The 11575-nt window shown below is 60.9% G+C and carries 8 protein-coding genes; 6 read left to right on the top strand and 2 right to left on the bottom strand.

Annotated features, from left to right (window positions below; all coding sequences use genetic code 11):
• The first annotated feature begins 106 nt into the window (after positions 1 to 106).
• The gene (locus tag AC1D06_RS22110) at positions 107 to 1102 is read left to right on the top strand and encodes an aldo/keto reductase (protein WP_477987956.1); all 996 of its coding nucleotides are present in this window, start codon (positions 107 to 109) and stop codon (positions 1100 to 1102) included.
• Between the two features lie 148 nt (positions 1103 to 1250).
• Here AC1D06_RS22110 and AC1D06_RS22105 read toward each other — a convergent pair whose 3' ends face one another.
• Positions 1251 to 3044 (bottom strand): cation:proton antiporter domain-containing protein, encoded by a 1794-nt coding sequence (locus tag AC1D06_RS22105; protein WP_477987954.1) that lies wholly within the window; start codon positions 3042 to 3044, stop codon positions 1251 to 1253.
• 508 nt (positions 3045 to 3552) lie between these two features.
• Here AC1D06_RS22105 and glgX point away from each other — a divergent pair.
• Together glgX and AC1D06_RS22095 are read left to right on the top strand one after the other, a co-directional pair.
• Positions 3553 to 5682: a glycogen debranching protein GlgX gene (glgX, locus tag AC1D06_RS22100; RefSeq protein WP_477987953.1), complete on the top strand. Its 2130-nt coding sequence runs from the start codon at positions 3553 to 3555 to the stop codon at positions 5680 to 5682.
• Between the two features lie 36 nt (positions 5683 to 5718).
• Complete coding sequence (locus AC1D06_RS22095; RefSeq protein ID WP_477987952.1) at positions 5719 to 7854, top strand: AGE family epimerase/isomerase; 2136 nt, start codon at positions 5719 to 5721, stop codon at positions 7852 to 7854.
• Between the two features lie 12 nt (positions 7855 to 7866).
• Here AC1D06_RS22095 and AC1D06_RS22090 read toward each other — a convergent pair whose 3' ends face one another.
• Entirely contained in the window at positions 7867 to 8229 is a 363-nt protein-coding gene (locus AC1D06_RS22090; protein WP_477987951.1) for a hypothetical protein, read from the bottom strand.
• Positions 8230 to 8469: 240 nt separating this feature from the next.
• Between AC1D06_RS22090 and AC1D06_RS22085 the strand changes: the two genes are divergently transcribed.
• The 3 genes from AC1D06_RS22085 to AC1D06_RS22075 are packed head-to-tail and all read left to right on the top strand — an operon-like array spanning position 8470 to position 11570.
• On the top strand, positions 8470 to 9300 hold the full coding sequence (locus tag AC1D06_RS22085) for a type 1 glutamine amidotransferase domain-containing protein (RefSeq protein ID WP_477987950.1): 831 nt from the start codon (positions 8470 to 8472) through the stop codon (positions 9298 to 9300).
• Positions 9301 to 9302: 2 nt separating this feature from the next.
• Positions 9303 to 11003 carry a thiamine pyrophosphate-binding protein gene (locus tag AC1D06_RS22080; RefSeq protein WP_477987949.1) on the top strand — a complete coding sequence of 567 codons (1701 nt, stop codon included), beginning with the start codon at positions 9303 to 9305 and terminating at the stop codon, positions 11001 to 11003.
• Positions 11004 to 11024: 21 nt separating this feature from the next.
• Complete coding sequence (locus tag AC1D06_RS22075; RefSeq protein WP_477880082.1) at positions 11025 to 11570, top strand: DJ-1/PfpI family protein; 546 nt, start codon at positions 11025 to 11027, stop codon at positions 11568 to 11570.
• Positions 11571 to 11575 lie beyond the last annotated feature (5 nt).

Below are 11575 nucleotides of genomic sequence, written 5' to 3'. Positions count from 1 at the left end.
GTATCGGGCATTTCGATCGGCGCCGGGCAGCGCTAGGTTTCCCATGCGGCGGCTGCGAGAGAACTCGGTCGGCCACGCAGATTTCAAATAGTGACGAAGAGGCATCATCATGCTGGGCAAACGCAAACTTGGCACACAGGGCTTGGAAGTATCGGCGATCGGCCTGGGCTGCATGGGCATGAGCCAGTCCTATGGTCCGGCAGACGAGACGGAATCCACTGCCACGCTGCATCGCGCCATCGAACTCGGCTGCACCTTCCTCGACACGGCAGAAGTCTATGGGCCGCACACCAACGAGGATTTGCTCGGGCGGGCGCTCAAGGGCCGCCGTGACCAGGTGACGATCGCGACAAAATTCGGCTTCAGGATCGAAAACGGCAAGCAAAAGCTCGCCGAACTCGACAGCCGCCCGGAAAACATCCGCCGGGCTGTCGATGGCTCGCTCAAGCGACTGCAGACCGATCACGTCGACCTGATTTATCAGCATCGCGTCGATCCGGCCGTGCCGATGGAAGACGTCGCCGGTACGGTTGCCGATCTCATTCGTGCGGGCAAGGCACGCTATTTCGGCCTGTCGGAAGCCGGCATCGCCAATATCCGCCGCGCGCATGCGGTGCAGCCGGTCTCGGCGCTGCAGAGCGAATATTCGCTATGGGAGCGCAATCTCGAAGCGGACGTGATCCCGGTGCTGCGCGAACTTGGTATCGGTCTCGTGCCTTTCAGCCCGCTTGGCCGCGGCTTCCTGACCGGTGCGGTGCAGCGCGCGGAGGACTATCCCGAAGGCGATTATCGCCGCAATGATCCGCGCTACCAGGGTGAGAATTTCGACGCGAACATGCGGGCGGCCGGCATCGTCCGGGAGATCGCCGCGACGCACGATGCCAAGCCGGGTCAGATTGCACTCGCCTGGGTGCTGGCCAAGGGCGGCGACATCGTGCCGATCCCGGGCACCAAGCGCCGCACCTACATCGAGGAGAATGTCGCTGCTGCGTCGATTGTTCTCGACCAAGAGGAAATGCGGAGGCTCGACGACGTCATGGCCCCCGGCAAGGTGGCTGGACCACGCTATGGAGCGGCCATGATGACGACGATTGATCGGTAAGTTAAGGCCGGAGCGCTCGCTGGCGGCGCTGCCAGATCGTAAGCGAATTGGTTGCGGATAAACGGTCGCGCATCTCATCCGCCTTGGGTCGCGCAGTCCTCTCCTCGTTTCAACGGGGAGAGGACAAGTGGTACACCTGCAAAATCCGCTATGCTGCCGACTGGGCCGCACCTTCGGACGGCCTGGCTTCGGCGACGGCAAGCAGATCGCTGCTCGAAGGCATGCCGCTTAGCAGTTGCATCTGGAAATGATCAGCCTCGCGCCGGCGAAAGGCCTCGAGGAACTGCTCGCTCTTTTCGTCGCTGAAGCCGAATTCGCGCATGGCATGTTCGGTGAAGGCCACGGCGGATTCGAGAATTTCCTGTACGTGGCACTCGACGCCCGCGCGCGCCAGCGACAACGCATGCTCCTCGTCATGGGCGCGTGCGATGATCTTGGTTTCTGGCAGGCGTTGACGGAGATAGCTGACGATCCGTGTCGTCTCCTTGCGGTCATCGGTACAGACCAGGATGAGCTTGACGTTGCGCACGCCCGCCGCCTCCAGCACCACCGGATCGGAGGCATTGCCGTGCAACGAATTGACGAGGCTGTATTTCTCCGCCTCGTCGGCCAACGCCTGATCCTTTTCAACGACAATGACGTGCTGGTTCATCGCCAGGAAAGGCTGAACGACGACCTGACCGAAACGACCGAAGCCGATGATCATCACCGAAGCGGCACCGCTGTCGGCCTCGGCTGCCTCCGCCGAGAGCGACTTGTTCCAGTTGAGGAAGCGGTTGAACGCGAAGAGCGAGATCGGGGTCAGCGCCATGGAGAGGATGACGACCGCCGTCAGCATGGCATTGGTGTCGCTGTCCATCAGGTTCGATGAGGTTGCCGTGGTGAACAGAACGAAAGCGAATTCGCCGCCCTGCGCCATCATGACCGCCCGCTTCAGGGCCTCGACCCGGTTGGATTTCAGAACCCGGGCCAGCAGATAGATGACCAGCGACTTGACCACCATGAAGCTCAGCACCGCCAGCAGCAGGAAATGCCAGTGCTTCGCCACGACCTCGACGTCGAGCGACATACCGACTGCCAGGAAGAACAGCCCCATCAACAGGTCACGGAAGGGCGTGATGTCCTCTTCCAGCTGATGGCGGAAATTGGAGGTCGACAGCACGACACCGGCAAGGAAGGCGCCAAGCGCCATGGAGAGGCCGGTATTCTCCAGCAAGACCGCGGCGCCAAGCACGATGACCAGGGCGGCGACCGTCGTCAGTTCACGGGCGCCGGAGAGCACGACAATCCGAAAAAACATATTGAGTATCCTGCCGCCGAGCAGCAGGAAGGCTGCGACCACGCCGCCGGCGACGGCGATTGCAATCAGGCGGGTCGTGAGATTGCCGTCGGAATCAGCGGGCGACATCAGCGCCACCACGGCAAGGATCGGCACGATCGCGAGGTCTTCGAGCAAGAGCACGGAGACGATCTTCTCGCCGCCCGTGCTCGTCAGTTCGCCTCCCTCCTGAAGCAGTTGCATGACGATTGCCGTGGACGTCAGAACGAAGCCCATGCCGGCAACGAAGGCGATTGCCGGCGGAAAGCCCAGCCAGATGCCGACCGCCGTCAGGAAGGCCGAGCAGAGTACCACCTGCAATACGCCGAGACCGAGAATCTGCGAGCGCAACCGCCAGAGTTTCGCCGGTTTCATCTCCAGCCCGATGATGAACAGGAAGAGGACGACGCCGAGCTCGGAAGAGTGCAGCATCTTCTCCGGATCCGGAACAAGGCGGAAGCCGAAGGGCCCCACGGCAAGGCCGGCGGCGAGATAGCCAAGAACCGCACCAAGCCCAATGCGGCGAAACAGCGGAACCGAGAGCGCGCCAGCGCCGAGGACGGCGACCATGAGCAACAAATCATGCGAACTTTCGGCAGCCTGCTGGACATTGACAGCGGTCATTTGCGCTCTCGCTTTTCTGGACAATAAAAATCTGGAAATTCGCAGTCGGCATGAGAGCACAATCTGTTTTCCAAAGCTTTAACTGGTTGAAATGAATCAAAAATCCAAGTCCCGAAATGGATCACAAAGACCTTAGCGGACTAAATGACTGCCGTTGCTTAACCATCAATTTAGCAACCCTATCATTGGTTTAGATCGCTATTGCAATCGCCCTGCGAATCGACAACAGTGTCTCAACGCTGGGGACCTAGAGTTAGAATTTAGGACGTTCCTGGTGAGTGGTGTGCGGCCGTCCATCAAGAGCCGGCCGGGTTAAGACTACCCTTTATTCCAAGTGCACTACGTACTAGACTGAGGTTGGACGGCGCCGAGGAGTGAGCGGGCCTATCCCTGTGCTGCGTAAACAGTACTTTTTCGGAGTTTCATCGCATCAGGTTCGCAGCGGAGTCGTTTCGACTCGTGCTTGCCTTTGCGTGTGCATTCGGTCCACCGAACGGGAGTGTTCTCCATGGATGCCATCGTAAACCCCAGCCACAATGTGAATGTCGGTCGAATTTCGGGGCGCGCCGCACAGAAATTCAAGGTCCATCCCGGCACCCCGCATCCGCTTGGCGCACGGCCGCGCGACAACGGCGTCAATTTCTCCTTCTTTTCCGAAAATGCCCAAATGGTGACGCTGCTGATCTTCAGCGACCATGACGACATCATACCGATCGCCACGGTCGAGATGAGCGCGGAATGCCACCGCACCTTCCATTTCTGGCACTGCTTCATCGAGGGCGCCGTGGTGGGCATGCACTATGCCTATCGCGTCGACGGTCCCTCAGCGGTCGAGAATGGCCATCGCTTCGATGCCACCAAGGTGCTGCTCGATCCCTATGGCCGCGGCGTTTCGAAAACGCTGTGGAACCGTGGTGACGCCTGCGGCACCGGCGACAACATGAAGACGGCGATGCGCAGCGTCATCATCGAGGTCGAGGGTTACGACTGGGAAAACGACAAGCATCCGGCCACACCGATGAACGAGACGGTGATCTACGAGATGCATGTCGGCGGTTTTACCCGCCGCGGCAATAGCGGCGTCGGCCATCCCGGCACGTTCGGCGCGGTGATTGAGAAGATCCCTTATCTCAAGCAGCTCGGCGTTACCGCTGTGGAACTGTTGCCGGTGTTCGATTTCGACCAGACCGACTTCCATGAGGTCGATGGCGAAAAGCTCTATAACTATTGGGGCTATGCGCCGATCGCCTTCTTCGCCCCACATTCGGGCTATTGCCTAACGCCGGAGAGCGGCTCGCATGCCGACGAATTCCGCGACATGGTCAAGGCGCTGCACAAGGAAGGTATCGAGGTGATCCTCGATGTGGTGTTCAACCACACCGACGAAGGCAATGAGCGTGGCCCGACGACGTCGTTCCGCGGCATCGACAACGCCACATACTACATGCTTTCCGAACGCGACCGGCGCTACTATGCCGACTATTCCGGCTGCGGCAATTCACTCGATTGCAATCATCCGGTCGTGTCGAAATTCATCGTCGACGTGCTGAAATACTGGGTCGAGGTGATGCGCGTCGACGGCTTCCGCTTCGACGAGGCCTCGGTTCTGTCGCGCGGGCCGGACGGGGCACCGATGCGCTATCCGCCGGTTCTCTGGCAGATCGAGCTCGAAGATGCACTGGCCGATACCAAGATCATCGCCGAGGCATGGGATGCCGGCGGCCTCTACCAGGTCGGCCGCTTCCCGGGCTATCGCTTCGCCGAGTGGAACGGCAAGTTCCGCGACGACATGCGCGATTTCGTCAAAGGCACGCCAGGCCTGGTCGGCTCGATCGCGGCACGCCTGTCGGGCAGCGCCGACCTCTATGAATCGAACGGCCATTTGCCGGTCAATTCCGTGAACTTCATCACCGCGCATGACGGCTTTACGCTCAACGACCTCGTCTCCTACGACGGCAAGCACAATGCCGCCAATGGCGAGGGCAATCGCGACGGTGTCGACGCCAACATCTCCTGGAACTGCGGTGCCGAAGGCCCGAGCGAGGACCCGGCGATAGAGGCGCTGCGCGAACGGCAGATTCGCAATTTCTTCACGCTGCTGATGATGTCCCAGGGCGTGCCCATGTTCGTCATGGGTGATGAGGTGCGGCGCAGCCAGCTCGGCAACAACAATACCTGGTGCCAGGACAACGAACTCACTTGGTTCGACTGGGATGCGGTGAGCAAGCGCCGCGACATGCATCGCTTCTTCATGCTGATGACCTGGTTCCGGCGGCATCATTCGACGGTTCATCGCGCCCGCTTCTTCGATGGCCGCAGGAATGATCGCGGCCTCGCGGATGTCAGCTGGCATGGCGCCGATCTCGACCGGCCTGGCTGGAATGACGGCAATGCCCGCGTGCTCGGCATGACGCTTGGCGGCTTTGGCAGCGAGCAGGATATCCACCTGATGGCCAACATGTACTGGGAGCCTGTCTCAATGGCCGTTCCGGCGGTTCCGGGACGTATATGGCATCGGGTGGTCGACACGTCGCTGCCCTCCCCCGACGATGTCTGCGATCCCGGCATGTCGCCGCCTCATCACGAGGATCGGTATTTGATGGGCGGTCGTAGCGTGGTCGTGCTGGTTTCGAAATAATCCATTCAATCCCACCCGAACGGACGAGCTTTTCTCATGAACAAACTCGACTTCACCTTTTCGGACCTGATCGCCGGCTACGTGACCTCCTTCGATGCGGAGGCCGGCATCTTCCAGATGGAGACCAGCGACAAGCGGCCCTTTAGCGTGATCCTGGCGGCCAATATCTATGCCGAGATCATCCGCAATCTCGGCGAGGGCTTCATCAATGCCAGCGACCAGTTGCGCGACATGCTGGTGCCCGGCCGCTATCTCTTCGTCTACGGCGTCTTCTATCCCGATGGCAATGAAGCGACACCGGTGACCTTCGAGGCCAAGCACATCATCTTTGCCGGCCGCACCGAGAGCGCCTGGGTGTTCGAACGGCAGGACTGGTGGGTGAAGCAGGTGGCGCAGATCGCCGATTTCTTCCTTGAAGCCGAATTCGGCACGTCGGAGCCGATCGACTACAAGGAATACCGCACCGTGCTGACAGCGATGGGCCAGAAGACCCGCAACGGCCGCCAGGAGACCGACACGATCTCGCGCCTGGTCTATGGTTTCGCGTCAGCCTTCCTGATGACCGGCGAGGATCGCTATCTCGAAGCCGCCGAGGCCGGCACGAAATATCTGCGCGACCATATGCGCTTCGAGGACAAGTCCGAAGGCGTGGTGTTCTGGTATCACGCCGTCGACATTCGCGAGGATGGCTCCGAGCACAAGGTGCTGGCGTCCGAATTCGGCGACGACTATGACGCCATTCCCTGCTACGAGCAGATTTATGCCTTGGCCGGCCCGATGCAGACCTATCGCATCACCGGCGATCCGGACATCATGTCGGATGCCGAGGCGACGATCGCGCTGTTCGATCGCTTCTTCAAGGACAAGTCGGAAGTGGGCGGCTATTATAGCCATCTCGATCCGATCACGCTGTCGCCGCTTTCCGACAGTCTTAAGCACAACAAGGCGCGCAAGAACTGGAACTCGGTCGGTGACCATGCGCCCGCCTATCTGATCAATCTCTATCTCGCCACCGGCGACAAGCGCTGGGCCGATTTCCTCGAATATACATTCGACACGATCGCCAGCCACTTCCCCGACTATGACGAGAGCGCCTTCGTCCAGGAAAAGTTCTTCTCGGACTGGTCGAAGGACCAGAGCTGGGGCTGGCAGCAGAACCGTGCCGTGGTCGGCCACAATCTGAAGATCGCCTGGAACCTGATGCGCATGGACAGCCTCAAGCACAAGGATGCCTATGTCGCGCTGTCGGAGAAGATCGCCGGCCTGATGCCGGTGCATGGCATGGATACGCAGCGCGGCGGCTGGTACGACGTGGTCGACCGCGTGCTGCAGCCGGGTCACAAATTCCACCGCTATGCCTGGCACGACCGCAAAGCCTGGTGGCAGCAGGAACAGGGAATCCTCGCTTATTACATCCTCGCCGGCGTCACCGACAAGGACGAGTATCATCGGCTCGCCCGGGAATCAGCGGCCTTCTACAATGCCTGGTTCCTCGATACCGAAGCCGGCGGCATCTATTTCAACGTGCTCGCCAATGGCCATCCCTATGCGCTGGGCACCGAACGCGGCAAGGGTAGCCATTCCATGGCCGGCTACCATTCCTGCGAGCTCGCCTATCTCGCCGCCACCTATTCCAACCTGCTGGTGATGCGTGAGCCGCTCGATCTCTGGTTCAAGCCGAAGCCCGGCGGCTTCGCGGACGGCAAACTGCGCGTCTCGCCCGATATCCTGCCGAAGGGCTCGATCAAGATTTCCGACGTCTGGGTGGACGGCCACTCCTATGACGACTTCGATGCCGACGGCCTCACCGTCAACCTTCCGGAACAGCATGGTGAGATCAAGGTGCGCGTGCGGCTGATCCCGTCCTCGGTGCGCTTCGATGCCGACCTCCTCGGTGTCAAGGGCAAGACCGGTACGATCTCGCTCGATGGCGAACTGACGGCGCATGACATCAAGGAGTTGGAGGCCACGATCGAAGATGCGTTCGCGGCCGGCGCCACGAAGATCAAGCTCGATGCCAAGAAGCTGACCGCGATCGCGCCGGAGGCGCTACGCTATCTCGCCTTCCTGATCGAGCGCCGCGGCGACAGTTTCGATCTTTCGATCGTCAACGCCAAGGGCGATGTCGGCAAGGTCATTCTGGAAAGCGAAATCGTCGAGACGATCGGCTGAGGCGGGAAAGGATCAGTGATGCTCCTGGGCTTGTTCTTCCTCGATCCCCTTGGACAGCCATTCGGAGGCTTCCACCATGTCGGCGAGGCCCTTCAGAAAGGTGATCAGCCCCAAGAGGATCACGCCTTCACGGGCGCCGATGACGCTCTCGAAATCGGTAAAGATTTGCGCAAAGGCTTCGGCGATACCGCTGAAGAAAAGGCCAAGCCCGGTCAACAGCGTCATCACCGGGTGGCGGGCGATCGGGGCGATATAGCGGCTGACGAAGGCGTGGATTCTTACTCGCACGGAGTGGCTGAGATAGCGGACCCAGATGCTGCGTTGTTCACGCGTCGGAAGATGAACATGCGTGTGCGAAAAAACATTGTCAGTCATCGTTGCGTCCCCATCGTCAGGACAACCCTTACCGCACGTCCTCTAAGCTGGCGGCTGCCCGTTTCATGCGCTGACGGCGACGCTAAGGCAGTCTCGTTAACAAGAATATGCATGGCGCCGGTTGATCGGAACGGAGGGTTAACCGCCCGCAAACGGCGCGCCTGACATCATCCGGACATGGCTGTCGGTCGCTCCGGACAAAGCTCATATGTCATCGCATTCTGGAAAGGACATCCGAAAATGGCGACCAAGAAGATTCTGGCAGTCATGTCCGAATGGGGCTACTGGGGCATCGAGCTCGTCGGTCCCCTGAGGAAGCTCGAAGCCGCCGGCTATAGCTTCGATTTCACCACGCCGAAGGGCAAGCGCTCGCCGGCTTTGCCGCCGAGCTATGACACAAACTATATGGATCCGCCGCTTGGCGTCTGCGTGACGACGCCGGAGGATGCGGAACTGGTCAAGGCCTTCGAGGCGACCAACCGCACGGACAATCCGATCAACCTGTCGGCCTGGTTCCCGGAGAGGCCCTATTATTCGGCCGAGTCCTTTCTCCGCAAGCTCGAAGCCTATTACGAAGCCCGCAAGGCGTCGCAGGCCGAAGCGGCCCAGAAATATGACGCCGTCCTGCTGGTCGGCGGCAGCGGTCCGATCATCGACATGGTCAACAATCAGCGCGTCCATGATCTCGTGCTCGGCTTCCATGCCGCCGGCAAGCCGATCGGGGCGATCTGCTATGGCGTGGCAACGCTGGTCTTCGCCCGCGATTTCAACGAGCGCCGGGCAATCATTCGCGGCAAGCATGTCACCGGCCATTGCATCGAATACGATTATCATGACGGCACCGGCTTCATGGGCACCGATTTCAACATGGGTCCGCCACCTTATGTGCTGGAATATATCCTTGCCGATGCGGTCGGTCCGGAAGGCCAGTATCACGGCAATTTCGGCAAGCGCACTTCCGTCATCGTCGACTATCCGTTCATCACCGCCCGCTCGCTGCAGTGCAGCCACGAATTCGGCGAGCGCTTCGTCGACGTGCTCGACAACGGCCTCAAGCGCTCGGGATGGTGAGCATGGCGCGCACGGGCCACAGAGCGATCCTGGAGCAGTTCGTCGCCGATGGGCTGACGCATATCTTCGGCAATCCCGGCACCGTCGAGCAGGGATTGCTCGACGCAATGAGCAATGTGCCGGAACTGCACTATATCCTGACACTGCAGGAGACGATCGCCGTGATGGCGGCCGATGCGCATGCGCGCGCCACCCGCAAACCGACCGTGGTGCAGATCCATTCGACACCGGGGCTCGGCAATTCCATCGGCGCGCTCTACCAGGCCATGCGCGGCCATAGCCCGCTGGTGGTGATTGGCGGCGATGCCGGCCTCGCCTACCAGAATCTCGATGCACAGATGGCAGGCGACCTCGTCGCCATGGCCAAGCCAGTGACCAAATGGTCGACCATGGTCGTGCATCCGGCCTCGCTGCTGAGGACGCTCAAGCGCGCCATCAAGATCGCCGCGACGCCGCCGATGGGACCGGTCTATGTCTGCCTGCCGGAGGATATTCTCGACGCCGAGGCGGTCGAGGCGGTCGTGCCGACATTGATCCCCGACACAGACGTCATGCCTTCCGCCGCCTTTATCGAACATGCCTCGGAATTGCTGGCGAATGCTCAGCGACCACGCATCTTCGTCGGCGACGGCATTGCCTGGGACGGCGCGCAGAAAGCGCTCGTACGGCTCGCCGAGACGCTTGGAGCACCTGTCTGGGGCGTCGATGCCGGCGACGAGAACATGCCGCCCGGCCATCCGCTCTGGGCCGGGCAGACCGGCCATATGTTCGGTTTCCAGTCCAAGCCGATCACCGAAGGCGGCGATGTCAATCTGATTGCCGGATCCTATGTGCTGCCGGAAGTGTTTCCCGAGCTCGGCACGATTTTCGCCGCCGGCGCCAAGGTGATCCATGTCGATCTCATTGCAGACAACATCGCCAAGAACCATCCGGCCGATCTTGGCGTCATCGCCAGTCCGAGGCTGACACTGGACGTGCTTGCAGATGCCGTGGAGCGCAAGCTCTCGACAGGACGCAAGACGGCGATCGTCACGGCAGTGAAGGACGCGGGCGAAAAGAAGAAGGCGGCGGCCGACGCGGTGCTTGCCAAGGACGCGACGCTCAGCGGCACGCCGCTGCAATTCGCCCAGTTCATGCGGGTGCTCGGCCCGAAAATCCCGGCCAATGCGCTGGTCTTCGACGAGGCGCTGACGTCTTCGCCGGAACTCACCCGGCATCTGCCGCCGCTCCAGGAAAACTCCTTCTTCCAGGTCCGCGGCGGCTCGCTCGGCACGGCGATGGCCGGCGGCATCGGGCTGGCGGTTTCGGATCGCAGCCGCCCGGTCTTCACCTTTTCCGGCGATGGCGGCGGCATGTACACCGTCCAGGYGATCTGGTCGGCGGCACGGCACGATCTCAATGTCGTCTTCGTCATCTGCTCCAACCGTTCCTACAAACTGCTGCAGCTCAACCTGCATCAGTTCCGCGAGGAGCGCGGACAAGAACAGGGCGCCTATCCCCTGTCCTTCGATCTTTCCAAGCCGGAACTCGGCTTTGTCGAGATGGCGGCGGGCATGGGCGTTCCGGGCGTGAAAGTGGCGACGGAAGCGGACATTGGTCCCGCCGTCGAAAGGGCGCTCTCGGAGCGTGGGCCGTTCCTGATCGATGTGGCGATCCGCGGCGACGTGCATCCGGAACTGATCGGCGTCGCCTGCGGGCACTAGCGGAATTTGAGGGGCAAGCACATGGCCAAGACGGTCGCCATCCTGATCGAGTCGGACTATTACGAGCACGAGATCTGGTACTACCACTACCGCTTCCAGGAAGCCGGTATCGAGGCGCGCTTCGTCACCCGGCTCTGGGGCCAGCCGAGCATCACCTTCAAGGGCCATGAATATCATGCGCCATTCGAATGCCATGACAGTTTCGAGGAACTGGATGTAGCCGGCCTCGCCGGCGTCATCGTGCCGTCGGGTATAGTGGCCGACCGGTTGCGCTATACCGACGATCTGAAGAAAATGCCGCCGGCAAGTGCCTTCCTCAAGCGGGCCTTCGACAATCCCAACGTGATCAAGGGCATTATCTGCCATGGCCTCTGGCTCTGCGCGCCGGATACGTCGATGGTCAGGGGTCGCAAACTGACCTGCCATCCCAACCTTTACGGCGATGCCATCGCTTATGGAGCGCAATATGTCGATGAGGACCTGGTCGAGGACGGTGACCTGATCACCGCGCGCACCGGCGGCCACGCCCATTTGCTCGCTCCCGCAATCATCGCCCGCCTTTCTTGACGCCT

The organism is Rhizobium sp. P2_G2, from assembly GCF_056403555.1.
The sequence above is the reverse complement of the archived record's forward strand: the minus strand, read 5'-3'. Positions and strand labels throughout refer to the sequence as shown.

Coding starts and splice junctions, on each gene's coding strand:
- AC1D06_RS22085 (WP_477987950.1), top strand. CDS start 8,470: ATGGCGACCAAGAAGATTCTGGCAGTCATGTCCGAATGGGGCTACTGG.
- AC1D06_RS22105 (WP_477987954.1), bottom strand. CDS start 3,044: ATGACCGCTGTCAATGTCCAGCAGGCTGCCGAAAGTTCGCATGATTTG.
- AC1D06_RS22075 (WP_477880082.1), top strand. CDS start 11,025: ATGGCCAAGACGGTCGCCATCCTGATCGAGTCGGACTATTACGAGCAC.
- AC1D06_RS22095 (WP_477987952.1), top strand. CDS start 5,719: ATGAACAAACTCGACTTCACCTTTTCGGACCTGATCGCCGGCTACGTG.
- AC1D06_RS22090 (WP_477987951.1), bottom strand. CDS start 8,229: ATGACTGACAATGTTTTTTCGCACACGCATGTTCATCTTCCGACGCGT.
- glgX (WP_477987953.1), top strand. CDS start 3,553: ATGGATGCCATCGTAAACCCCAGCCACAATGTGAATGTCGGTCGAATT.